Origin of the sequence: Paraburkholderia heleia NBRC 101817, from assembly GCF_000739775.1 — a bacterium.
Taxonomy (GTDB): domain Bacteria; phylum Pseudomonadota; class Gammaproteobacteria; order Burkholderiales; family Burkholderiaceae; genus Paraburkholderia; species Paraburkholderia heleia.
The window spans coordinates 105,868-129,066 of the sequence record NZ_BBJH01000002.1; the positions used below are offsets into that span (position 1 = coordinate 105,868).

Genomic DNA, 23,199 nt, shown 5'->3' on the forward strand with positions numbered 1-23,199 from the left:
GATCTGCTGCGCTCAATTATGCGTCGACTGCTTCTATACGGCCCTCCGGCGAGGACGCATCATTGCGGACAGTGCGCATCGCAGGCCGGGTCTGTTCTCCCGGGATGCGCCGGGATTACTGCGCGAGTGCCTGGATCATCACCTAAACCCGCAGTGCTTGCGGCTCTTTTTGCCTGTAGCGTGGCAAGCCTTTCGCCCCGGTGCGCGAGTACCGGGGCGTTTCTTTATGTGGCTGCGGCACGTGCCCGCTGCATCGCTCAGATTGTGCGCAACTGCTACTTTTTTTGCCTCCGGCGAAGATCGAACATAGGCCCATCGAATCGAGCCCGATGGAGAACATGATGGAACTCGTACGCATGGTGCGCATGGTCCTGTGGAGCTTCTTTGGCGTGCGCAAGAGCGCGTCACACGAAGCCGATCTGGCGAATATCAACTTCAGCTGGCTGCCGTTCGTGGCTGTTGGGCTGGCGGTGCTGATTGGCGCCTGCATATTGGGCGTGGTGCTGCTGGTCGCGCATTCTACGGGAACCGCGCAAGGGTTCTGAGCGTTCCTCGCAGAGATGTGAAGGTTATCTTTGCAGTTTACCTTCGTATCTCCTACAATGCGGGGATGATCGAAAGCGCCCATAAACCCGCTCCCGACCTCGCCGCGTCGCTTGCCGGCGACCTCCGCGCCCTGGTTGGCCAACTGCGCCGCCGCTTTCGCGAGCAGGCGATGCTCGGCGACTTCACGCCGTCCCAGATGGCCGTGCTGCAGCGGCTCGAACGCGAGGGGCCGTCCACGGTATCGAACCTCGCGCGCGCGGAGGGCATGCGCCCGCAGTCGATGGGCACGCTCATCGCGCCGCTCGAGGCGGCGGGCCATATCAGCGGCAAACCGGACCCCAATGACGGACGCCAGACGCTCTGGTCGCTCACCGACACCTTTCGCGAGTGGCTCAAGGAAGGGCGCGCAGCCCGCCAGGACTGGCTCTCGCGCAGGATAGAGGCGCGCCTCTCCGGCGCCGAGCAGCAACAGCTAGCCGCCGCAGTCGAGCTGCTCAAGCGGCTCGTGGCCGACTAAGGCGAGGCGGCCACATGGGCGCGCCCGCATCGGGGTTCTTTCGTTCGCTCAGAAGTTACAACTACCGCGTGTGGGCGTCGGGCGCGCTTGTCTCGAACGTCGGTACGTGGATGCAGCGCACGGCGCAAGACTGGCTCGTCCTCACCGGGCTCACGCATCACAGCGCGGCGGCCGTGGGCATCGTGATGGGCTTGCAGTTCGGCCCGCAAATGCTGTTCATGCCCTGGTCTGGCTTCGCCGCCGACCACTTCGACCAGCGCAAGCTGCTCATGGTCACGCAGGCGCTGCTCGGCACGCTTGCCATTGCACTGGGCGTGCTCACGGCATCAGGGCTCGTGCAGCTTTGGCACGTGTACGTGTTCGCGTTCCTGTTCGGCTGCACGACGGCATTCGATTCGCCGGTGCGGCAAACTTTCGTCTCGGAGCTGGTGGGCGACGCCGACCTCTCCAATGCCGTCGCGCTCAATTCCACCTCGTTCAATGCGGCGCGCATGATCGGCCCGGCCGTGGCGGGGCTCGTGATCGCATCGGTGGGCGTGGGCTGGGCCTTCCTGCTCAATGGGCTTTCGTTCGTCGCCGTGCTGATCTCGCTCACGCATCTGCGCGTCGACGAGCTGCGTTCAGCGAAGCTCAAGCAGCCCGCGAAGGGCGGGATTGCCGCGGGATTCCGCTACGTGTGGGCGCGCCCCGACCTGCGGTCCATCCTCGTCATGCTGTTCCTGATCGGCACCTTCGGGCTGAACTTTCCGATCTTCATCTCGACGATGGCCGTGAACGTCTTTCACGCCGATGCGGGACGCTACGGACTCCTTTCTTCCATGATGGCGGTGGGCACCATGAGTGGCGCCTTCTTCGGCGCGGGGCGCAGCCATCCGCGTTTCATCTCGCTGCTGTTCGCGGCCACGGCGTTCGGGGTGGGGTGCCTGCTGGCTTCTGTTGCGCCGGGCTACTGGTGGTTCGGCGGCGCGCTCGTGATGATCGGCATCGCGGCGCTCACGTTCACCACCGAAACCAACAGCCTCATGCAGCTTTCCACCGAGCCTGGCATGCGTGGCCGCGTGCTGGCGATCCGCCTCGCCGTGGCACTGGGCGGCACGCCCATCGGCGCGCCGATCGTGGGATGGGTCGCCGACCATTGGGGGCCGCGCTGGGCCTTGCTGGTGGGCGCGGCGTCTGGCTTCGCGGCGGCGATCGTCGCGGCCCGCACGCTCGCGCGGCGGGCCCACGAGAAGTCATAGGGCGCCGAAGCTTGCCAACGCGCTGGCCGATGCCACGCTCGACGACGTGGCATAACACGATGGTACGGGCAAAAGGAAAACACCCGTGCGGGGCGTCTGTTCGTGTCGCTTATGATCTCGTTCGACAGTGCCGCCATAGCTTCATGATTGCCACATAGGCGAGCACTGCCGAGATCAGTTCGATAGTCATCCACACCCCGATATACAAATCCTCGGGATCGCGGACACCAAGCCAATCCGAAGCCCGCCACCAGGCATTCGCTTCGCCTTCGGTCCACGTATGGTATGGCCGGACATAACGAAATGAAAGAAGAGACAGCCCGACAAACAGTGCGATCTTGAATAGCCTATGGACACGTGTTGCCATATGTGATGACCTGGATTGTTCCGTATGCACTAAGCCCCGAATTGCCAGCCGGGATTGTCTTGGTAGTCAATAGTGCCGTTCGGATTCTCAGGAAATCAACACGGCTCGGCAACGTAATGCAGCCGAGAGAAATGCCCCGGCCACCTGCCGGATGCAACCGGAACTGTCCACGCTTGACGCCATTAACCCACGTCTCGTCGTCAATCATCCCGTCATCCCGATACAGTGCGAACCACTCACTATGATCGGTTGGATTTCCATCATAGGCATTCCACGCATCTTTTATCCACGCTAATGCCTTGGAGCCTGCACCGCCACCAGGGCGAGTAACGATCCAGTATTTACCAGCGGGAATCGGCCCTTTGCCAACTACGGCTGTGCATCCACCCCGATTGCGATATATCTGATCACCCGAGTACGCATCGAATGTACCCAAGCCATCAATGGTAAGGGGCGACAGGTGTTTATTATTCACCAGAAATTTACCGGTATAAGTCATCGTAATTCCAACCTAACCACGTTCATTCCACGAATCGGTGTATTTGATATTGCCGTCAAGGTAATGCCACGTGATCCGGTCATACATCATGGAGACGGCCTCAACATGATTGAGCACGGAAGCCTCCGACAATCTGGTATTCGTCATTCCGGGATTAATGCCGCAGACCTTTACGCCTTCGAGTAGCATGACGAAATACACCTCTTCCTTGCCCGCATCGTTAATGCGATACCACTTGATTTCAGCCGATTGAAGCGTTTGGCCCTTTGCCACAGCTTTGTAAAGATAGGGCGTCGCTACGTCGAATTCCTTTTCGAATGCAACCGGCGAGTGCGCACGCGCGCCGGTGACCTTGCCGTTAGCAGCATCAACTGGAAGATTTACCCCGTGTCCAAAGCTTATGATTTCAATGCTTCCTTCGCGATCCTGAACGGTTGATGAGCCTTTGATGTTTGCACCGCCATCGTCTTTAAGCCACATATGTGCAGGAATTGGCATATCGAATACATTCCTTTGAAAAGGTATAATTGGAATTACCGCTTATACGCGATTCAATTTGAGTCCGTAATTGTTAGACGATGAAATTTTGATGAGAAACCTTGTATTTGACAAAAATTGACAAAAAAGTAGATCCAGCGCAAGAAAACGCCCCTATGCAGTAAAGCCGTTCAGTTCAGCCTGGACGGTATTTTTTTGTGCCGTAAGAGGTGGTTGTAAACAGCGTGCCAAGCTGCTAACCTGGCGGCGCGATGCTCGCCAGCCACTCGATGGCAGCGACGCGCTGAAGGGTGCGACGCTGTGGAGCCGCGATGTGACGCTGGGTCAAAGCCCGACACTGAAGGTATCTGAACCGATCGACAGCGCGGCAACCTGGGTGGACGTGGCGGAAGCGCTCGCCTTACTCCGCCTCGATACGATCCGCATCACGCGTCTCTTTACGCACCGGCGCACGCATTGCCGATTCGCCGCGCGACGCATCGACATCGCGAACGGCACGACTACCCGCAAGGCACACCGCGAGCGTCGCGAGCACCAGCACGCCGAGCGCCAGTCGCAGGCCCACTAGCCCCGCGCCAAAGCCGATGACCGGCGGCCCCACGAGAAAGCCCGCATAACCCGCAGTGGCCGCCATCGACACGCCGGTCACGGGCGGGTCGGTCGTGCGCCCGGCCGCGCTGAAGATCACCGGCACCACATTGGCGAGCCCGACACCGACGCAGACAAAGCCCACCATGGCCGTGGCGAGCGCCGGCGCGGCGAGCACGGCGGCGATGCCCGCAGCCGAAAGCAACCCGCCCAGCGCGACCACGCGCACCGCGCCGAGGCGCCGCACGAACGCATCGCCCACCACGCGGCACGCCGCCATGGCGAACGCGAACGCCGTATAGCCAACGCCCGCACTATCGGCATGAGCGGGCAGGGCGGTTCGCAGGTACACGGCGCTCCAGTCGGCAATGGCGCCCTCGGTCATCATGCAGAGGAACGCGAGCGCGGCGAGCTTCGCGACGCCCGCCTGCGGCAACGCAAATCCGCCGCCCGACGCAGCCTCCGGGCGTGTGCCCACGTCGCGCAGCGAGAATAGTGCCGCACCGACGATTAGCGCGGCGACGGGAACGGCGGGCAACGTGAGACCGCTTGATACACCGAATCCTGCTTTCTGCAGTACGGTGCCAACGGCTGCGCCCGCCAGACCGCCCGCGCTCCATGCCGCGTGGAACGACGACATGATCGGCGCGTGCCACACTTTTTCGATCGCGCTGGCATGGCCATTCATGGAAACGTCGAGCGCGCCGTTGAGCGCGCCGAGCAGCAGCAACGCGCCGCACAGCAGCGGCGCGCTGGGCGCGAGCGCAGGCAAAGGAAACGCGGCGACGAACAGCACGCCGAGCAAGGCGGTCGCGCGGCCACTGCCGACCTTCGGTGCGAGACGCCCTGCAAGCGGCATGGCGACGATGGCGCCCAGTGCGAAGGCAAAGAGCGCGACGCCGAGCAGGGAGTCGCCCAGCAGCAGCTTGTCTTTCACGCGCGGCACCTCGACGGCCCACGCGCCAATGCCGAAGCCGTTCGCCAGAAAGACCGCCGTGGTGGCGTAGCGTTCGCGCAGGGGCCTCATCGCGCCACCGTCACGTCGCCGCATGCGGCTTTCAAATGCTTCAGGTGGCGTTTCGGCACGTCGGCATCGACGACCAGATAGTCGAGCGAAGCGCACGGCGCAATGACGAAGGGCGCGGACGTCATGAGCTTTTCGGTGGTGACCGCGGCGGCGATCTGGCCGCTTGCCGCGACCATTGCGCGCTTCATTTCGGCATCCTCTGCATCGAAGGCGGCGATGCCCTCGGCAGGATCGAGTGCGCATGCGCCGAGAAAGCAGAGATCGGCCTTGATCTGCTGAATCTGCACGAGCGCCGTCGCGCCCAGCGTGCCCGCGGCCTGCGCACTCACGCGGCCGCCGATCAGAATGACTTCGATGCCCGGGCGCTCGAGCAGGCGCACACAGGCCTGTGGCGAAGTGGTGACCACCGTGAGGCCGGCGTTCTCGGGCAGCGCCGCCGCGATCCCGACGTTCGTGGAACCCGCGTCGAGCAGAATCACCTGGTTGGGCTTGACGAGCGCAGCGGCGGCGCGCGCAAGGCGCGCCTTGGCCGGCAGTTGCTCGCGCATGCGCACGGAGGCGGGCTTGTTGGCGGGCGACGTGAGCAGCGCTCCGCCATACACGCGCTTGCAGTGGCCCGCCTCGGCCAGGTCGCGCAAATGGCGCCGGATAGTGTGCTCCGAGGTGTCGAGCTGCGCGGCGAGTTCGGCAGCCAGCACGCGGCCCTCGGCGCGCAGTTTTTCGACGATCAGGCGCTCGCGCTCGTCGGGAAACAGGCCTTCACTGGCCGCCTGGCGTGTTCGTTGCATGAGTTCGGCCCCCGCTTGCTCGTTGGCTTGCCCGTCGAATCGAGCAAAAACGAGCATAAAGTATCGTAAACGGGCGGCGCACGCAACAGGTGATGCAGTATTCGCGGCGCAGGCGTCCGGTTGAAGGGCGATGGGCTCGAGTCTGTGTGTGAGGCGCGCCATATCAGCTCCGGGCCGGGCTTCATCACGCCGCAGAATATTCAGCAGGTGTCTGCGCTCGCGGGGCAGTCAGGGAAAATCACCCGCGACGTACGCATTGCGCTCTTCATGCCCTCTGCTTTCTTTTATTCTTCGTCCGCGCTGTAGACGCTTAGGCCTTCTATCGGATCCATTGGCGCTTCCCACGGCCTCGCTTCGATTGCGCGCATGGCGGCCTCGTAGCCAGCCCGACGGCGCGCGGCAATGCCCGACGGCGTGAAGTCGATGTCCTTCAACTGGTCGTCGCCGTCGAGCCGCGGCGCCGCAAGCTTGATGAGCCGCATGGTCGTCTCGCAGCCCCAGGATGCCAGCTCCCGCACATCGAGTGTGTCGCGTTCGGCCTCGGGCACGCGCTTCGCCAGTTCGCGGATTACGTGGCGCAAGCGGTGGATCTGTTGCTGTCGCGCGATATGGCTTTCCGTGCGGCTCGCGTACTGAATGTCCTTTTGCCGTTCCGCGATCTGCCAGATGCTTTGCGGCTCCGGACCCGCTGGATTCCACACCTGCACCGAGAAGATCACCGAGCTGTGGCGCGGCTTGTCGTCCAGCACGACCTCGACCGGCGTGTTGGAATAGATGCCGCCGTCCCAGTACGGCTCGCCGTCGATGCGCACCGCCGGGAACGCGGGCGGCAGCGCGCCCGAGCTCATGATGTGTTCGACGTTCAGGCGCTGGTCGCGCGAATCGAAATAATGCATCGCGCCGGTGCGTGCGTTCACCGCGCCCACGGTGAGGCGCGGGCGTCCGGCGTTCAGCAATTCGAAGTCGACCAGTGAAACGAGCGTGTCGCGCAACGGGGCGATCCGGTAGTAAGACGCACGATCCACGCCAAGGTGCGCGAGTGGGCCGAACCACGATGCCGGGTTGGGCTGAAAGAACCCGGCAATGCCGCCGCCGATGATCATCAGTTTTGCAAACGTCTTGTCCCAGCCGGGCGCGAAGCCGGGCCACACGGCTGGCACGTCGAGGCGGGTTCGGTCGGTGACGCGGCGCCAGAATTCGTCCAGACGCTCGACGCGGTGCTCAGGTGCGTTTCCAGCGATCAACGCAGCGTTGATGGCGCCAATGGAGGTGCCGATCACCCAGTCCACCTGGATGCCGGCTTCGTGCATCGCCTCATAAACGCCCAGTTGATAGGCGCCCAACGCGCCGCCACCCTGCAACACGAGTACGACTTGCCCTGGCAATGCCAGGCTTGCCGGCTGCTTCGCTGTCATCGATCGCCTCGCTGTTTTGCCCGGCCGGCGCGCGCTTTCGTGACCTGCATTCTTCATACGCGTCGCCGTTTTCTCCGCACCATTGTAGTGGCGTTCGGAAAAGACGGGCGTTGCGCGGCATCGGCCCGGCCAGCCGCTGTCCCTTAACCTGCGGAGGCGATTTGTCCTTCGAACGTCACGCGGTTGCGGCCGCTGCGTTTGGCGGCGTACAACGCGGAATCGGCGAGTCCGTACGCTGTGTCGAAATTGGTGCCCGCCGGATTGTCGCTCACGCCGAAACTGGCGGTAATGGGGCGGCACACCGGCGCCGGGAACGCGTGATTCGCAATGGCCGCGCGCATGCGCTCGGCGAGTTGCAAGGCATCGGCAATGTCGAAGCCCGGCAAGACGACCGTGAACTCTTCGCCGCCTACGCGTCCGATGACGCCCGTTTCGCCGAGAATGCGCCGCAGGCAGTTCACGATGCCCGAGATCACGCTGTCGCCGGCCGGGTGCCCGAAGTCGTCGTTGACCTTCTTGAAGTCGTCGATGTCGAGCAGGATCATCACCGCCCGATTCGCGCGAAGCGCCTTTACCGTGCGTTCGATCACGGCGCTGCGATTGAGCACGCCGGTCAGCGCGTCGTGCGTCGCACGATATTGCAGCTGTTGCGTGAGCGCCTGCATTTCGCGCTCGGCGCGATCGCTGCGCCCGATCAGACGGCGGGTTTCGCGCATCAGGCGCTCGTAATGCTGGATCAGCTCGAAGAGCGCCTCGCGATGGCTGTGCGCGTGCGACTCCGGAGCTTCGGCAATCGCCCGGGCCCGCTCCAGCGCCTCGCTTTCGCAGCGGAACAGGTCGAGGTAGTGATCCTTCAATGTGTCCCGCAAAGCAGTCGTTTCCACGCGCGTCGTCCTTTCTTCAGGTTGCAACCGGGCAATCGTTGAACCTGATTGCCGTGAAGTCGGATTGCAGTTCCTCGCCGAATTCGAGGATCGTTTCGTCTTCTTCGTCGCGATACCAGTTCACCTGCACCTCGTTGCCCGCTGCCGCGGCGCGGTCCAGGGCGTCGAACACGCTGAAGAGCATTTTCGTGCTCGAACTGTTGAAATAGGTGAGCGTGACCTCGACCGTGATCGCGGCATTTTCGCAATCCTTGAGCCAGAGATTGAGCCGCTCGATGACCGGCGCATAGAACGCGGCGGCATTCTCCGGATACGACTCGCCTCGCAGTGACAGCACGTTTTCGTCGAAGCGGAGGTCGATTTCCGGCGACGTTGCCGTGGCGGCGATAAAAAGGTTTTCCATTTTGTACGCGTGCCCTGGTCAGATGATGGTCTTGAGGCAAAACAGTGTGATGCCCGTATCGTCTTCGCGTGGATGAAATGCGAATTCGAGCGGCGCACTGGCGTCGCGCGCCATCGTCAGAAAACCCAGTCCCGCTCCTTTGCTGTCTGCAGGCGTGTCGGCGCGCAGCGACATCTTGTAGGCCTGCTTGACTTCTTCGATCGACATGTTGCGCAGCGGCTCAAGCTTCTCGCGCAAGTCGTTCACGCCAGCCGTGGCGATGGGATTCACGCATACCATGAGGTGGCGCTCGCCTTCGGCGGAAATGCACATCGCGCCTTCGCGTATGGCGCCGCCCTGGCCTTCATCTTCTGAGAGCGCGTCGCACGAGTAGTGCACGATATTCTGCGAAAGCTCGATGAACGAAGAGAAGATCTTTCTGCGCGTAGACATGCTCAGTCCCGCCACTTCCAGTTGCAGCTTCACGACCTCACTCATCGCCGCGACGATGCTGTGCGAGAAATAACCTTTGTGATAGAAGAGCAAATTGCGCTTCTGTGCGATTTCGAAGAAGCAGCAGTTTTGATCCAGAATTCCAGACATATTGGTGAACTACCTCAAACTCGTGCGAAGAAAAGCGTGACATCGTCACGGCGCGCCTGTGAGCCTTGCCATTCGGAGAAGGTTTCGAGCAGGCGCGCGCAGATGAAAGAAGAAGCGTTCCCGCGCTCGGCGAGAATCCGCTCGAGCGTCCGGCGTTTGCCGAAGGCGATCTTGCGAGGACCGCCGATCTGATCGGTCAGGCCGTCGGTGGAAATGAACAGCAGGCTGCCGTGCGGTACGGCGACGGCGTGCTGGGTCCACGTGTAATCGGCGAGGCTGTCGACATAGCCCACGCCCATGCGGTCGCCGGCAATGCTTTCGAACTGTTGCGCGTCCGCACGCAAGACATGCAGCGCGACCCGCGCACCGGCAAAGTGCAGCACCTGGCTCGCGGCGTCGAACCAGAAGAACGCCGCGTCCAGACCGTCGTTGGACTGCGGGGTGTCGCCGGTGCCGTTGATTTGCCCGAGCAGTCCCTTCACATTGCGATTGACGGCTGCGAGCAGCGCGCAAGGGTTGCGCGGGCCGATCTGTTCGAGCGCCTGCGAGAGCGACGCCGAGGCGAGCAAGGTCATGAACGCGCCGGGCACGCCGTGCCCTGTGCAATCGGCCACCGCGCCGAACCAGCCATCGGCGAATGCCGCGAAATGGTAGAAGTCGCCGCCCACCACGTCGCGCGGTTCCCAGACGAGCGCGGCATCGGGCAGCATGGTCGCGAGCGTTTCGCGCGACGCGCGCAGCATGGCTTGCTGGATCACGCTCGCATACTCGATGCTCTGCATGATCTGGCGATTCTTTTCCGCCTGCATTTCCGCCACGATGGAAAGCAGGCGCAAGCCGTTGCCCACGCCAGCGAAGCGGCCTTCGCGCGTCACGATGAACCCGTCGACGAGCGCCTTTTCGCCGACTTCAACGGTTTTGAACGTGAGCGCCTCGATGCTCATGGCCGCATCGACGATCAACGGCTCCTTGTCCATGAACGCGATGCAGCTCTTCTTGTCGTATAGCTCGCGATGAAACGGCTTGCTCATTTGCGACAGGAAGATATCGCGGTTGATGAGGCCAATGGGGCGATCGTTTTCGATCACCGCGAGACTGGCCATGTCGCGCCTCGAATAGAAGATCTCCATGACGAGCGCGTTCGAATCCGAAGCGTCGATGGCCGGCACTTCCAGAGCCAGTTCTCCGGCGCTGCGCGGGCCTGCGGGAAAACCCGGACGACGAAACTGCGCGAGCGCGGGGTGCATGACTATCCATTCCGATGAATATGGAGATTCAGCACGCTAATGGCTATTTATGTCATTTTCGTTACATGGTCGCGGGTAAGCGCTCAAGTTTGCTTGTTTAATACACCACAATGATCGACGAACGTCACGCTAACGTTTGCGCGTTTTTTTCGCTTCCCTTGCGCAGGGTTTCGGTGCATCACACTTCGATATAGATCCGTCCACCTTCGACCCTGGCGGGATACGTTGCGAGCTTCTCACGCACTGGCGCACAAAGCGGCTTGCCGTCACGTATGTCGAAGCGGCCATTGTGCTTCGGACATTCGATCACATGGCCCATGACGAGTCCGTCGCTCAGGTGCACATGTTCGTGCGTGCAAAGCCCGTCGCTCGCGTAGACCTTGTCTTCCACGCGGTAGATCGCAAAGGTGCGTCCACCGTGGTCGAAGCGCATGACGTCTTCGTCTTCGATATCGTCGAGTGCGGCTGCGTCGATCCATTGGGCCATGGTGTGTCTCCAGACTGGTATTGAAGGTTGTGTGCGCGACGGGTCACGCTTCGGCGCGGCCGGGAACCGGACGCGCCACGTGATACGAGGGATCGCGTGTTTGCCGCACGAGCGCGGGAATGATTTCCGCATAGGCGGCAAGGCTGCTGCGATAGGGCGGCGGCATATCCATTTTCACGACTTCGTGCAGGCGCGGCAGCGCGTGAAAAGGAATCGTCGGAAACATGTGATGCTCGACGTGATAATTCATGTTCCAGTAGAGAAAACGGAACACGGGATTCATCATCACCGTGCGGCAATTGCGCCGGTGGTCGAGTACATTCTCGGGCATGCCCGCGTGCTGCGTGAGGCCGAAGTAGAGATAAAGCCACGCGCCGTAGAGGCTCGGCAGGCCGATATAGAGCAGCGGCAGGATGGTGCGAAAGCCGATGCACGCGCCAATCACGATTGCGTACGCGAGCAGGCTCAGGCGCGCTTCGCGAATGGCCCTGGGCCATTCGGAAGCGGGCACGAAGCTTTGTTCTTCCGCGCCCAGCCGCCCGCATGCCGCGCAAATCATGCGCGGCACCTCGCGAGACGCGTGCTTGAGCGCGAAGATGTTGAGGGCGAGCGAGAGCCAGTCGGTGGGCCGCGGCGCGGCGATCTCGGGATCGCGGCCCACGACCAGCGTGTCGGTGTGATGGCGCGCGTGGCTCCAGCGCCAGATCGTCGCGCAGCGCAACACCTGGAACGACGCGATCTGGTAGAGCACGTCGTTCATCCAGCGCGTCTTGAATGCCGTGCCGTGACCCGCCTCATGCCAGCGCGAATCGGCAGGGCTGCAATAGAGTGTGCCGTAGAGCAGGTACGCAGGCACCGCCCACCCCGAATGCGCGTGCCAGAGGAACCCGGCGAGCGCACCGCTCGCGACGATGGCTGCATACCAGATTGCGGTGTCGCGTATGGCGCGCGCGTCGCTGCGTTGCATCAACTGCTTCAGAACGGGGCGCGGCACGGCGCAACGATACCAGGGTGCGTTGACGAGGCCCGCTGCGCGCGCGCGTTCGCCTGCACCGCCGATGAGCCGGTAGTCCGCATGATGCGGCGCGTAAGCGCGAGTCTCCTGGTCGGCCACGAGTGTCTCCTTGACGTGTCGGCAGCGCGCGGCGTGCGATGCGCCGCGCGTATCAACACAAAAATAGGTGACGCGAGGCCGGGGCTCAACCGGAAGTTTGACGAAATTTCGTCAGCGAGCGTCCTGCGTGGTCAGGCTGCTACGCGCTCGCTGCGCGCTTGCGCGGCGCGGGTCGTATCCGCGCCGTCGGCGACGATCACCGGCACGCGCCGCGCGAGTGCGCACATCAGCTCGTAGCCGATGGTGCCCGACGCTTCGGCCACTTCGTCCACGCGCACCTGGTCGCCCCACAATTCGACCCCCGAACCGATGCCTGCCTGCGGGCACGGCGTGAGATCGACCGTCAGCATGTCCATCGAGACGCGGCCAACCACACGCGTGCGCACGCCATCCACGGCAATCGGCGTGCCGGTGGGCGCGTGGCGCGGATAGCCGTCCGCGTAGCCGCACGCCACCACGCCGATGCGCATGGGCCGCTCGACCTCGAAGGTGCGGCCATAGCCGATGGTTTCCTGCGGTGCGAGCGTCTGCACGCCGATGATGCGGCTCGTGAGCGTCATGGCAGAGCGCAGGCCGAAGCCTTCCACGTGCCGCGCCACGCCCGTGGGCGACGCGCCATAGAGGATCGTGCCGGGGCGCACCCAGTCGCGATGCGCACGCGGATGCCAGAGCACGCCCGCCGAGTTCGATACCGATTGCTCGCCGGGAATGTCCTGCACCGCCGCATCGAAGGTATCGAGCTGCCAGTCGACCTGGCCGTCGTCGGCGTTCGCGAAGTGCGTCATGAGTCCGATTGCGCCGATCGCCGGAATGCCGCGTGCGCGCTCCCACGCGGCGCGATACGCATGGGGACGGAAACCCAGGCGGTTCATGCCCGAGTTCATCTTCAGCTGGATATCGATGGGCTGCTGTGGCTTCGCAGCCGCGAGCAGATCGAGTTGCTCGTGGCAGTGCACGGCCACGGTGAGCCGGTGCGCCACGACCAGTTCGACGTCGGCGGGTTCGAACACGCCTTCGAGCAGCAGCAGCGGTTTGGCCCAGCCCAGTTCACGCACGCGCACGGCTTCATCGAGGTCGAGCAGGGCGATGCCGTCGGCGCCCGCGAGCGCGGGGTAGATGCGCTCGATGCCGTGACCGTACGCGTTGGCCTTGATCACGGCGAAGGCGCGCGAGCCGGCGGCGATCTGCTTCGCCAGCTGCAGGTTGTGACGGACGGCGTCGGGTCGAATGCGGGCGACGATGGGGCGCGGCATAGGCGTTCCTGTGGGTTGGATGGCGGAAATCTAGTGATTTATGCAATCGTATTGATTTTCGTCCAGTTATTTTTAATGTATTTATGAATGAATTTGGTCGAAACGACTGTCGCCAGCCCCGTGAGGCAACGGATCAGTCCGCCATCAGAGGAGCCGGGCGCCGCGGTGTCGATTCCCGCCCGAGGTGACCGAAAGCACGAGAGGCGTGACGAGCTGTAGCTTCTTGAGCGCCGCGCGCATGGCGATGACGCCGCCCATCGACTGGGCGATCAGCGCTGTCGGCTGCCATGCTCGATCGGCCGATGCTCACGTGCATGTCTCCAGTGTGCCTGCAGGCAATGACGGGTTCATTGTGCCTCGCCCGTCGGCTGCTGCTCACGGGCGCGCGATTCGAGCAGCTGGATCAACAGGCGCGCGGGGTCGCTCAGCGAGCCCGGGGCGCGATGCACAAGGCCGACGTCGCGGTGGAACGTGTGCTGCCCGAGATCGATTGCGCGCACTTTGGCGGGCCAGCGCCGCCACGCCGACGTTTGCGGCACCAGCGCGACGCCCACGCCGTTCGCAACGAGCCCGACGATAGCCTCCAGTTCGTCGAGTTCGCTCAGGTCTTGTACGGTGTAGTGCATGCGGCGCAGGAAGCGGTCTACCTGGCGGCCGCCGAACGATGCCCGATCGTAGCGGATGAAGGGTTGCGTCGCCAGCAGTTCGGCCCAGTCGTGGCCTTTCACATGGCGCGGCACGATGAGCCGGAACGGCTCGCGCGCGAGCGTGGTCCAGCGCAGATCGCTTTGCAGTGCGAAGGGTGGACGGATGATGGCCGCCATGTCGATTTCGCCCGCATCCACGAGATTGTGAAGGTCCATCGAAACGCCGGGGATCACACGCGTGCGGCAGCCGGCACAACGGCGGTGGAATTCGGCGAGCGCCTCGGGCACCAGCGCGCGCTGCACGGACGCGATCGCGCCGAGCGTGACGCGCCCGGTCGCCGCGGGGCCGGCCGCGTTCGAACTCAGGTTTTCATAGAGCCGGATGACTTCCTGTGCTTGCGCGAGGATCTGCTGGCCCATCGCGTTCAGGCGCGCGGCGCGCCCCTCGCGGTCGAACAGCGTGAAGCCCAGCTCCGCTTCGAGGCGCTGCATTTGCGCGCTGACAGCGGCCTGGGTCAGGCCGATCTTCTGTCCCGCCGCGGCGAACGTGCCTTCTCTCGCCACGGCAACGAGGGTTCTGAGCTCACGTATCATTCATCAGGAATATTTGTGTATCGGAAAATTATATATTGATTTTATTTTTGCTTCGGTCTCTCTACCATGGCGGGATCGCTTTCGAAGACAGTGGAGACACGCATGTCGCTTTCCCCCTTTCACCTCGCCATTCCCGTTTATGACCTCGCAGCCGCGCGCGACTTCTACGGCCGCGTCTTCGGCCTGGCGGAAGGGCGTTCCAGCGCACAGTGGGTCGACTTCGACTTCTTCGGTCATCAGCTCGTGATTCACGAGCACCCGAAAACGGCTTCGCAGGACCACGCGCACACCAACCCCGTGGACGGCCACGACGTGCCGGTGCCGCATTTCGGCGTCGTGCTGAGCTGGGGCGATTGGGAGACGCTGGCCGAGCGCCTCAAGACCTTCGGCGTGAAGTTCGTGATCGAACCGTACGTGCGCTTCAAGGGGCAGGTGGGCGAGCAAGCCACGATGTTCTTCCTCGATCCGTGCGGCAATGCGCTCGAATTCAAGGCGTTCAAGGACATCGGCCAGCTGTTCGCCAAATAAGTGCGATTGGCCGCGAGGCGGTCAATGCGCCGGCTCAGGCATGGACCCGACGGCGGCGTCGCCACGAAATTGCCGGACAGCGCAGGCGTGCCCTCGCGCGCGCTATGCGGCGCGGATATTCAGCTGCGGTTGCCGCCGGCGGGCGGGTATCGGCGCCTCAGTGGTGCAGATAAAGCACGGCGCGCGAATGCGAGTGCGCGCTCATGCCCGATTGCGACATGCCGCCCGGTACGCCGCCCACGCCCCACAGCGTGGCATCGTCGGCGCCACTGCGCGTCGCGACGCGTGCTTCGGCGGCGTGCACGTCGGCGGGAAGCTGCGCGTGTGCCGCAGGGCCGCTGATCAAATCGAGCCGGGCGTAGGCGTTGCCGGTTTGTGCGAACGCAGCGGCTGGCAAGACTAGCGCCGCAATGAGCGCGGTTGAATAGAATCCGGTTTTCATGATCCGAACCTCCATCGTGTTCGCCGCGATGCCGCCTGCGAGAGGCCCGGCGGCTCGCAAGACGAGCATAGGAGCAGATTCTTAACTGTGGATTAACGCAAATGCACAGGCGCGTTTTAAGCGATTTTTAAGTCTCGCTCGACATAGTAGAAAACGCCTCCGGGCGCAAACCGCGCGTGGAGACTCGAATAATGGAGGATGAGATGCGTTTTCGCACTGCTATGGCGGCGGCCGCACTGGTGTGCGCACCGGCCCTCGCACTGGCCGCCCAGCCGCTTTTCGTCAACGTCGACGGCCACCTCGTTCCGGCTCAGGGCGAGACCCATGTGGTCCAGACCTCGGCTGGCCCCGTCAAGATCAGCACGTGGAGCTGGCACAGCCCGAACGGCGCCAGCAGCATTCAGGTTCAGAGCAGCAGCGGCGGACCGCCGCCCGCGTGGGCACTGCAGCAGATGCGTGCAATGACCACGCAGATGTGGGTCATGCAGGCCCAGATGCAGCAGCTCCAGCAGGCGGCATTCAACGGTGCGTTCGCGATGCCAGCGCCGATGCCTGTACTGTTCGCGGTGCCCGCGTGGGCAATGCCAGAGCCTGTGATCGTGGTCTATCCGGGGCATGCGCCCGCGCCTGCATCGGGACAACCGCCAGCGGTCGTGCGGCCGCACACGCCAGCAGTGAAAGCGTAAGCGCGCAACCCTGCAAGGGCACGGCCGCCAGTTGACTCTGGCGGCCGGCACAAATGATCAGGAAAGCTGACTGCTGTAAGCGTCAGGTCGCGTAGCGTGTAAATACTAGGGCTGCTGCCAGTGGAAGCGATCTCCGCGCAGGGGCGCGCCGTTATCGTCAAGTCTCTGGTCGCCGCTTGGGAGCATATCGAAATACGACTTGTCGTCTTTCCGAGTCCCCGTATGCAACGCGGCGCGCGAAATGCCCGGCGGGATGGACGAGGGCGAGGCGGGAGGCCAATGCAGCGTGGCAGGCGCCGCGCTCTGGGGAGAGGGCAGATCCGTGTTTTCGTTCGCGGCGGCGAGGCCCACGGCCCATGCGGCCGGGACCGTAGCCAGAACGATCAGCACGGGGAACGTAGCGTGTCTCATACGCGGCCACCACGTGAATGCACTGACTGGGCCTGTATTTTATGTCACGACTTAGCGTATTTCCAGGCGCCGGCATTACGCCAGGCACAAGCCGGGCCCGCCGCCCGCGCCACGCTGTGCAGTTGTCCAATCCAGCCGATTTCCGCTGTTTCTTGTGCCGAATAGACGTTATCCGCCCGCCTGGGGGCCGTTTTGAGCAGTATTTCCAGGGAGTTCGACCCTTTCAATCCGTTTGAAAGGGCGCGCGGCGCGTATACCGGGTGGCCGGGATGTGCCCGTTTGCCTTTGAGCTTACGAAATCGGCTGGGAATCCGGCGTGGGGTTGCCGAGGTCGTCGGTGGGCACGTATTGCTGATCGAACGCCGCCACATACAAGGCCCATTCGGGGTCGCCCAGATCCACGAGCAGCGCGCCGTCCTGCCAGATGTCGTTGTGGTCGTTCGCGTCGTTGTCCGCCTTGTGGATGAACTCGCCCTTCGAGCCCTGGTTCATGTGGACGTCGTGTATGCCGTCGCCTTCGCTGTAGAAGCGGCCAAATACGTAGACGTCGAGCGACGATTGTTGCGCGCGCAACAGCAGTCGCTGCAGCGAGGCGACGGGCTCCACCTGGTCGGAGCCGTCCATCACGTCGCTGTTGCGCCACACGCCCGTATTGGCGAGGAAGTCGCTGCGCTGGAAGTCGATGGCCGGCAGCGCTTCGGTTCCCGTGAGATTGGTCGAGCCTTCGGCCGCGCCCTCGATCGTAGCGAGGACGTTGTGGTTGAAATCGAACACGAGCTTGTATTTGAGCAGGTCGTCCGCGTCCGTGGTGCCGACGTTCACGGCGATGTCCCAGCGCGCGCCGTTGACCGTTACACCGAAGTGCAGGTGGTACTGGACTTCGTGTGGCCGCCGCGTGGCTTTCAACTGCGGCGCGGAAACGATCTTCGCCTTGACGTAGCCGTAAGGAAGGGCCATCGCGCGCTCCTCCAGGTTCGGGTGGATTCGCCATTGTGCCGCGCGAACGTGAACTTGCGCTTACAGCGTGCGCGCGGCGCCGCGTCATCGCTTTACGGTTGCTCGACTGCGGCTGTCGGCGCGCTTTCACGGCGGCGCCGGCAACCTCATGCCACGCTTAGCCCAGCGCCACGACCGCGATTTCCACGAGCAGTTGCGGCGACGCCAGCTGCGCCTGCACCGTCGCACGCGTGGGTGCGCAGCCTTCGGGCACCCACGCGTCCCACACCTCGTTCATACCCGCGAAATCGCGCGCGATATTCGCGAGCCACACTTGCGCGGAAACGAGCCGCGTCTTGTCGATGCCGGCCTTGGCGAGAAAGCCGTCGATCTTCGCGAGCACGGCGGCGGTCTGGATCTTCACGTCGGGCGACGGATCGGCTGACGTTTGGCCGCCCACGAACACGAGTCCCGCGGCTTTCACGACGCGGCTCATGCGCTGATTGATTTCGATGCGAACGATATCGTTCATGTGTCTGCAAGCTCCTTCGCCGCAACGGCGATCTGAGGTGAGGAAATCGATGGCGTCAATGCGCGGTCACGCCGGCCAGCGGCGCCGGCACTGCGGCGCGCTCGAAGCGGTCGATCGCGAACGCATCGAGCGAAAGCGAAGGTGCGCCGTCGAGCACGAGTTCGGAAACGAGTTGCCCGCACGCAGGCCCGAGCTGAAAGCCGCTGCCGCAATAACCGAACGAGTAGTAGAGATTCGCGGCGCGCCGGCTTGCCGAGAGGATGGGCAGCGAGTCGGCCGTGAACGCTTCCACGCCGGCCCATGCGCGGTTCACGCCCAGATGGCGCAGATGCGGAAAGAGATCGACGACGGTCTGCGCACTTTTCACGAGCCGCATGAAATCGACTTCGCCGTGCCTCCCCGGCAGATCCGCGATGCCGATCAGCTTGCCGCCGATCACCACTGTGCCGTTGTCGAACTGCTTGAACGAAAGCGGTCGACCCGTAGCGCCGAGCGTCGCGCGGCAGAAGGGCGCCACGCGATGGGTGACCATCAGCATGAGGCCTTCGGGGTGCACGGGCACGGGCTCGCCGGCCTGGCGCGCCAGTTCGCCCGACCACGCGCCCGCCGCGACGAGCAGCTTGCACGCGGCAAAGGTGCCGCGCGGCGTTCGCGCGAGCCAGCGCTCGCCGCGCGGCTCAATGTGCGTGACCGCCGTGCCTTCGTAAAAGCGCGCGCCGTGCTTTTGCGCGGCGAGGCGAAACGCCGTGGTGGTGCGAAAGGGCAACGCATAGCCGTCGCGCTCGACCCAGATGCCGCCCGTCACGTGTTTCGCCAATGCCGGTTCGAGTTCGAGCACTGTCTCGCGGTCGATCAGCTTCTCGTGCGTGAAGCCGTGCGATTTGAGCAGCGCGACGCGCTCGCGGCATTCCGCCAGTTCGGCCTCGGTTTCGGCAATCTTCAGTTGTCCGGAGGGAACGAAGCCGCCGTCGTCGCCGATGGTGTCGGGCAGCGCGTGCCAGATTTCGCGCGACATGAGCGCAAGCGGAATCTCGGGGAGCGGTCGGCCGAGCGTGCGCACGCCGCCGGCGTTCACGCCCGACGAATGGCGGCCCACGTAGTCGGCTTCGAGCACGATCACGCTCGCGCCGCGCCGCGCCATGTGAAAGGCGCTGCTCGAACCGTGCAGGCCGCCGCCGATCACGAGGACATCCGCTTCCTGCACGACGCTCGCGGGGGAAGTTCGGGCGTCATTCACCGGCGAGTTCTCCGAGCGTGAGTGGCTTGATGGGCGGGCGGATACGGTAGTAGCCCACCTCGGCTGGCGGCACCTTGCGTGCCTCGGCGATCACTTCGGTCACGGTGAGGCCGCACAGGCGGCCCTGGCACGGCCCCATGCCGCAGCGGCCGAACGACTTCGCCTGGTTCGGGCCGAGGCAGCCGAGGCCCACGAAGCCGCGCAGCTCGCCCGCCGTCACTTCCTCGCAGCGGCAGACGATAGTGCTGTCGGCGGGGATGCGGTTCGCGTCGCGTGGGCGATAGAGGCTGTCGAGGAACGGGCGGATGCGCATCACACGTTCGAGTTCCGCGCGGTGGGGAGCGGCCTCGCGATCGCGCGTGGCTGCATCGATCGAGCCTAGCTGTGCGGCAGCCGCGAGCGCCGCGAGCACGCCCTGTTGCGCCGCGGCCTGGGCCCCGCCTATGCCTGCGCCGTCGCCGGCCACGAAAATGCCGGGCACGTCGAGCTCGCCCCACGCGTCCGTTTGCGGGGTGAAGCAAAGCTGCCCGTTGTCCCAGCGATGCGCGGCGCGCAGCGCCTGCGTGAACTGCGTGTTGGGCACCACGCCCTGGTGCAGCAGGATCACATCGGCCTCGATACGGTGCGCGCGCCCTTGCGACGTGAAGGTGAGCGCGGCTGCGCGCTGCACGCCGTCGCTGCCCTGGCGGCCTTCCACGGCGAGCTCGTCGGCGGCTTCGAAAATGGGTACCCCGGCCTCGCGCAGCGTGCGGATCAGATGCAGGCCTTTGCTCAGGAACGGCCACGAGCGCAGCGCGGCCAGCAGGTGGCGTTTCGCGCGCCAGCGGTCTTCGTGGCGCGTGGTGTCGACGAGCGCGCGAATCGGCACGCCTGCCCGTACGTATTGCCAGCCGAGCAGGTAAAGCAGCGGCCCGCAGCCCGCGAGCACGGGCGGCGAGGCGGGCACTTCGCCCGCGCTCTTGAGCAGAATCTGTGCGGCGCCCGCCGTGAGCACGCCGGGCAGGGTCCAGCCCGGAATGGGAAACGGCCGCTCCAGCGCGCCGCTCGCGAGTATCACGCGCTTCGCCTGGAAACTGCCTACCTTGCCGTCCTTGAGATAATGAACGGCATGTTCGCGCGTGACCTGCCAAACGCTGGCATGGGCGACATGGCGTGCGCCGGAACGCGCAAACGCCTGGGCGATGGCGTCGCCCGCCGTGTAGTCGGGGCCGAGTATTTCCTTGCGGCGCGCGTCGGCGCGGCCTATCGCGCGATAGATCTGGCCGCCCACGGCGTCCTGCTCATCGATCAGGATGACTGAGAGTCCGGCGCACGCCGAACGGGTGGCCGCGCTCATTCCGGCGGGACCCGCGCCGACCACGACGACATCGACGGTTTCTGCATGAAAATCGGCTTTGGTGTCGCCTTGGTAATCACCGGGCATGGGCGTTCTCCTCGAGCGTGTCGGCGTTCGTGCCGGGTTCGGGCGGCAGGTCGCGCGCACCCTCCTGGGAGCGGATGTGCATGCCCGCGCGCACGGGCACCATGCAGCTCTGGCGGCTCGGCACGCCGTCGATCTCAACAAGGCATTCGAAACACGCGCCCATCATGCAGAACGGCGCGCGCGGCGCGCCCGAAACGGGCGTCGCGCGAAAGCGCGATACACCCGCGGCGAGCAGCGCAGCGGCAACGGAGCGGTCGGCGGGCACGGACAACGAATGGCCGTTGAACCAGATATCGATGCGTGTTTCGCCGTCGGAGAGCGTCTTGAACAGCGGCGCGGGCGCCTGGGTAGATTGGGCTGTCATGGCGGGATTAGTGAGCGAGGATAGGTTCGGCGGCCGCGTCGGTCGCGAAGCGGCGCGCGGAGAACGTAGGCAGTTCGGCGGGCATCGGGCCGCCCGTGATCCACGGCGCGATACGCAGCGCGTGCGCCGCGGCGAGCGTCACGCCGCTATGGCAGGTGACGACGAAGGCACCCGGATGCGTTTCGGACTGGTCGTAGATCGGAAAGCCATCGGGGCTATACACACGCAGCGCGGCCCACATGCGCACGAGCCGCACGTGGGCGAGCATCGGAAACGCGCGCACGCCGCGCGCTGCGATCTGGCGCAGGATCGGCGTGGTGGTGAAGTCGTTGAAGCCGGCTTCCTCCATCGAATCGCCGAATTGCACCGTGCCTTCGTCGGTCTGCCGCACGTTGATGGTCGGATAGCGCAGAAACGGCTCGACGCGCTCGCTCACGAGCACCTGGCCGCGATTGGGCGCAACGGGGGCGTTCAGGCCCACGTGCGGCGCGAGCGCGCGATTTCCGAGGCCGGCCGCGAGCACGACGCGCGCACCGCGATACACGCCGCGCCGGCCTTGCACGCTGAACCCGCCCGCCCCGGCGTCGATACGCTCGGCGCGCTCGCCCGAGACGAGCCGCACGCCGCGCCGCTGCATCGCGACATGCAGCCCGCGCAGCAGCTTGAGCGGGTTGACGTGGCCATCCATCGGCGTATAGCTCGCGCCGGCCACCGCGGGTCCGATGCCGGGGAGCCGCTCGCGCAGCTCCGAATGATTTAGCAGTTCGAACGGATAATCGCCGATCTCGGCCTGCAAGGTGGAGAGCCGTTTATGGCGCTCGGCGAGTTCTTCGTCCGAGAAGCAGATATGAAAGCCGCCAGGCTGACGCAGCGCGACGTCCACGCGCGCATCGTCGGCGAGGCTTTGCGCGAGCAGCGGCCAGCGCTGCGCCGAGCTGCGCGACCAGCGTGCGTATGGCGAAAGGCCGTAGCCCTTGCCCTGAATCCAGACGAGGCCGAAGTTGCCGCGCGAGGCGCGAAAGCCGCCGTCGCCCTCGTCGAGCACGGTCACGCGCGCGCCTTCGCGGGCGAGCCCGTAGGCCACGGCGGAGCCGACGATACCGCCGCCGATCACGAGCACGTCGGGGCTCGCGGGGGTGTTCTGTGTCATCGGGCTTCTCCGATCAGGATGCGGTCCAGCCCGACCATGCGGTCGAGCAGCAGCATCAGCAGGATCGTGCCGACGATCAGCACCGCCGACACCGAGGTGACGAGCGGGTCGATCGTCTGCGCGATCTGGTTATACATGGCGACGGGCAGCGTGGTGGTGCCGGGGGTCGCGACGAAAATGGTCATGGTGAGCTCGTCGAAGCTCTGGATGAAAGAGAGCACCCAGCCGCCCGCCACGCCCGTGCGGATCATCGGCAGCACCACGCGGCGAAATGCGGTGAATCGGCTCGCACCGCACGAAAGCGCCGCGCGTTCGGCGTCGCGGTCGAGGCCGACCGCCGAAGCCAGCGCGAGACGCAGCGCATACGGCAGCACGATCACCACGTGCGCGGCGACGAGCGCCCAGAACGACCCGTTCAGGTTGAGCAGCGAGAGGAAGCGCAGGAACGCGATGCCGAGCACGACGGCGGGAATCATCATCGGCGAGAGGAAGAAGCTCACCAGCGCGCCGCGGCCAGCAAAGCGGTAGCGCGCGATGGCGAGTGCGGCGGGCACCGCGAGCGCCACGCCAATGGTGGCCGCGGCGAACGCGAGGCGCACGGAGAGCCAGAACGCCGAGACGATGTCGCCGTTCTGCAGGATCGCGCGAAACCAGCGCAGCGAGGCGCCGTCGAACGGCATCGAGATGTAGCCCTTGTCCGTGAAGGCCACGAGCAGCACCACGACGATGGGCGCGAGCATGAAGGCGAGAAAGAGCGCGTTGAACGCTAGCCCGAGGAATCCGTTGCGTTTCATGG

Annotated in this window: 27 protein-coding genes and 1 pseudogene; 5 read left to right on the forward strand and 23 right to left on the reverse strand. The window is 64.5% G+C overall.

Annotation, left to right across the window (positions count from 1 at the left end):
* Positions 1-341 precede the first annotated feature (341 nt).
* The 3 genes from BHE01S_RS01160 to BHE01S_RS01170 all read left to right on the forward strand — a co-directional run bounded on the left by BHE01S_RS01160 (position 342) and on the right by BHE01S_RS01170 (position 2,301).
* Positions 342-545, forward strand: a complete 204-nt coding sequence (locus tag BHE01S_RS01160) for a DUF2970 domain-containing protein (protein ID WP_042259933.1) — start codon at positions 342-344, stop codon at positions 543-545.
* A 65-nt stretch (positions 546-610) separates the two neighbouring features.
* Positions 611-1,063 (forward strand): MarR family winged helix-turn-helix transcriptional regulator, encoded by a 453-nt coding sequence (locus BHE01S_RS01165; protein ID WP_042259624.1) that lies wholly within the window; start codon positions 611-613, stop codon positions 1,061-1,063.
* Between the two features lie 14 nt (positions 1,064-1,077).
* A complete protein-coding gene (locus BHE01S_RS01170; protein WP_042259626.1) occupies positions 1,078-2,301 on the forward strand; it encodes an MFS transporter in 1,224 nt (407 codons plus the stop codon).
* A gap of 109 nt (positions 2,302-2,410) precedes the next feature.
* On the opposite strand, the gene BHE01S_RS38865 is transcribed toward BHE01S_RS01170, so the two are convergent.
* The 15 genes and pseudogenes from BHE01S_RS38865 to BHE01S_RS01235 all read right to left on the reverse strand — a co-directional run bounded on the left by BHE01S_RS38865 (position 2,411) and on the right by BHE01S_RS01235 (position 14,694).
* Positions 2,411-2,668 (reverse strand): hypothetical protein, encoded by a 258-nt coding sequence (locus BHE01S_RS38865; RefSeq protein WP_084068450.1) that lies wholly within the window; start codon positions 2,666-2,668, stop codon positions 2,411-2,413.
* Positions 2,649-3,167 (reverse strand): DUF2778 domain-containing protein, encoded by a 519-nt coding sequence (locus tag BHE01S_RS36360; RefSeq protein WP_084068452.1) that lies wholly within the window; start codon positions 3,165-3,167, stop codon positions 2,649-2,651. Before BHE01S_RS36360 ends, BHE01S_RS38865 begins: the two co-directional genes overlap by 20 nt.
* Before the next feature lie 12 nt (positions 3,168-3,179).
* On the reverse strand, positions 3,180-3,665 hold the full coding sequence (locus BHE01S_RS01175) for an Hcp family type VI secretion system effector (RefSeq protein WP_042259628.1): 486 nt from the start codon (positions 3,663-3,665) through the stop codon (positions 3,180-3,182).
* 400 nt (positions 3,666-4,065) lie between these two features.
* Entirely contained in the window at positions 4,066-5,280 is a 1,215-nt protein-coding gene (locus BHE01S_RS01180) for an MFS transporter (protein WP_063769068.1), read from the reverse strand.
* Positions 5,277-6,068, reverse strand: a complete 792-nt coding sequence (locus BHE01S_RS01185; protein WP_042259939.1) for a DeoR/GlpR family DNA-binding transcription regulator — start codon at positions 6,066-6,068, stop codon at positions 5,277-5,279. Before BHE01S_RS01185 ends, BHE01S_RS01180 begins: the two co-directional genes overlap by 4 nt.
* Before the next feature lie 284 nt (positions 6,069-6,352).
* Complete coding sequence (locus BHE01S_RS01195; RefSeq protein WP_042259632.1) at positions 6,353-7,483, reverse strand: patatin-like phospholipase family protein; 1,131 nt, start codon at positions 7,481-7,483, stop codon at positions 6,353-6,355.
* Positions 7,484-7,626: 143 nt separating this feature from the next.
* Positions 7,627-8,367, reverse strand: coding sequence for a GGDEF domain-containing protein (locus BHE01S_RS01200; protein WP_042259634.1), 741 nt, complete (start codon positions 8,365-8,367; stop codon positions 7,627-7,629).
* 16 nt (positions 8,368-8,383) lie between these two features.
* Positions 8,384-8,770 (reverse strand): DUF1987 domain-containing protein, encoded by a 387-nt coding sequence (locus BHE01S_RS01205; RefSeq protein ID WP_042259636.1) that lies wholly within the window; start codon positions 8,768-8,770, stop codon positions 8,384-8,386.
* Positions 8,771-8,788: 18 nt separating this feature from the next.
* Entirely contained in the window at positions 8,789-9,352 is a 564-nt protein-coding gene (locus BHE01S_RS01210; RefSeq protein ID WP_042259638.1) for a SiaB family protein kinase, read from the reverse strand.
* 14 nt (positions 9,353-9,366) lie between these two features.
* The gene (locus tag BHE01S_RS01215; RefSeq protein ID WP_174479482.1) at positions 9,367-10,599 is read right to left on the reverse strand and encodes a SpoIIE family protein phosphatase; all 1,233 of its coding nucleotides are present in this window, start codon (positions 10,597-10,599) and stop codon (positions 9,367-9,369) included.
* Positions 10,600-10,777: 178 nt separating this feature from the next.
* Positions 10,778-11,086 carry a non-heme iron oxygenase ferredoxin subunit gene (locus BHE01S_RS01220; RefSeq protein WP_042259641.1) on the reverse strand — a complete coding sequence of 103 codons (309 nt, stop codon included), beginning with the start codon at positions 11,084-11,086 and terminating at the stop codon, positions 10,778-10,780.
* Between the two features lie 43 nt (positions 11,087-11,129).
* A complete protein-coding gene (locus BHE01S_RS01225; protein ID WP_042259642.1) occupies positions 11,130-12,200 on the reverse strand; it encodes a fatty acid desaturase family protein in 1,071 nt (356 codons plus the stop codon).
* A 131-nt stretch (positions 12,201-12,331) separates the two neighbouring features.
* A complete protein-coding gene (alr, locus tag BHE01S_RS01230; RefSeq protein ID WP_042259644.1) occupies positions 12,332-13,453 on the reverse strand; it encodes an alanine racemase in 1,122 nt (373 codons plus the stop codon).
* A gap of 174 nt (positions 13,454-13,627) precedes the next feature.
* Positions 13,628-13,738: pseudogene (locus BHE01S_RS38870) on the reverse strand (alpha/beta fold hydrolase); the annotation flags it as partial.
* A gap of 62 nt (positions 13,739-13,800) precedes the next feature.
* Positions 13,801-14,694 carry a LysR family transcriptional regulator gene (locus BHE01S_RS01235; RefSeq protein ID WP_042259647.1) on the reverse strand — a complete coding sequence of 298 codons (894 nt, stop codon included), beginning with the start codon at positions 14,692-14,694 and terminating at the stop codon, positions 13,801-13,803.
* A gap of 102 nt (positions 14,695-14,796) precedes the next feature.
* Between BHE01S_RS01235 and BHE01S_RS01240 the strand changes: the two genes are divergently transcribed.
* Positions 14,797-15,222: a VOC family protein gene (locus BHE01S_RS01240; protein ID WP_042259649.1), complete on the forward strand. Its 426-nt coding sequence runs from the start codon at positions 14,797-14,799 to the stop codon at positions 15,220-15,222.
* Between the two features lie 157 nt (positions 15,223-15,379).
* Here BHE01S_RS01240 and BHE01S_RS01245 read toward each other — a convergent pair whose 3' ends face one another.
* Positions 15,380-15,664 carry a hypothetical protein gene (locus BHE01S_RS01245; RefSeq protein WP_042259944.1) on the reverse strand — a complete coding sequence of 95 codons (285 nt, stop codon included), beginning with the start codon at positions 15,662-15,664 and terminating at the stop codon, positions 15,380-15,382.
* Between the two features lie 203 nt (positions 15,665-15,867).
* Here BHE01S_RS01245 and BHE01S_RS01250 point away from each other — a divergent pair, with 203 nt between their 5' ends.
* The gene (locus BHE01S_RS01250) at positions 15,868-16,350 is read left to right on the forward strand and encodes a hypothetical protein (protein ID WP_042259946.1); all 483 of its coding nucleotides are present in this window, start codon (positions 15,868-15,870) and stop codon (positions 16,348-16,350) included.
* Positions 16,351-17,052: 702 nt separating this feature from the next.
* Here the strand turns inward: BHE01S_RS01250 and BHE01S_RS01260 are convergent.
* The 7 genes from BHE01S_RS01260 to BHE01S_RS01290 form a co-directional block, all read right to left on the reverse strand.
* Complete coding sequence (locus BHE01S_RS01260) at positions 17,053-17,718, reverse strand: DUF2278 family protein (protein WP_042259652.1); 666 nt, start codon at positions 17,716-17,718, stop codon at positions 17,053-17,055.
* Between the two features lie 157 nt (positions 17,719-17,875).
* Entirely contained in the window at positions 17,876-18,229 is a 354-nt protein-coding gene (locus tag BHE01S_RS01265; RefSeq protein WP_042259655.1) for a RidA family protein, read from the reverse strand.
* A 55-nt stretch (positions 18,230-18,284) separates the two neighbouring features.
* The gene (locus tag BHE01S_RS01270; RefSeq protein ID WP_042259659.1) at positions 18,285-19,466 is read right to left on the reverse strand and encodes an NAD(P)/FAD-dependent oxidoreductase; all 1,182 of its coding nucleotides are present in this window, start codon (positions 19,464-19,466) and stop codon (positions 18,285-18,287) included.
* The gene (locus BHE01S_RS01275; protein ID WP_042259660.1) at positions 19,459-20,889 is read right to left on the reverse strand and encodes an FAD/NAD(P)-dependent oxidoreductase; all 1,431 of its coding nucleotides are present in this window, start codon (positions 20,887-20,889) and stop codon (positions 19,459-19,461) included. Before BHE01S_RS01275 ends, BHE01S_RS01270 begins: the two co-directional genes overlap by 8 nt.
* Positions 20,879-21,253 carry a (2Fe-2S)-binding protein gene (locus BHE01S_RS01280; protein ID WP_042259662.1) on the reverse strand — a complete coding sequence of 125 codons (375 nt, stop codon included), beginning with the start codon at positions 21,251-21,253 and terminating at the stop codon, positions 20,879-20,881. Before BHE01S_RS01280 ends, BHE01S_RS01275 begins: the two co-directional genes overlap by 11 nt.
* 7 nt (positions 21,254-21,260) lie before the next feature.
* The gene (locus tag BHE01S_RS01285) at positions 21,261-22,403 is read right to left on the reverse strand and encodes an NAD(P)/FAD-dependent oxidoreductase (protein WP_042259664.1); all 1,143 of its coding nucleotides are present in this window, start codon (positions 22,401-22,403) and stop codon (positions 21,261-21,263) included.
* Positions 22,400-23,197 carry an ABC transporter permease gene (locus BHE01S_RS01290; protein ID WP_042259666.1) on the reverse strand — a complete coding sequence of 266 codons (798 nt, stop codon included), beginning with the start codon at positions 23,195-23,197 and terminating at the stop codon, positions 22,400-22,402. The genes BHE01S_RS01285 and BHE01S_RS01290 overlap by 4 nt, the downstream gene beginning before the upstream one ends.
* Between the last annotated feature and the right edge of the window lie 2 nt (positions 23,198-23,199).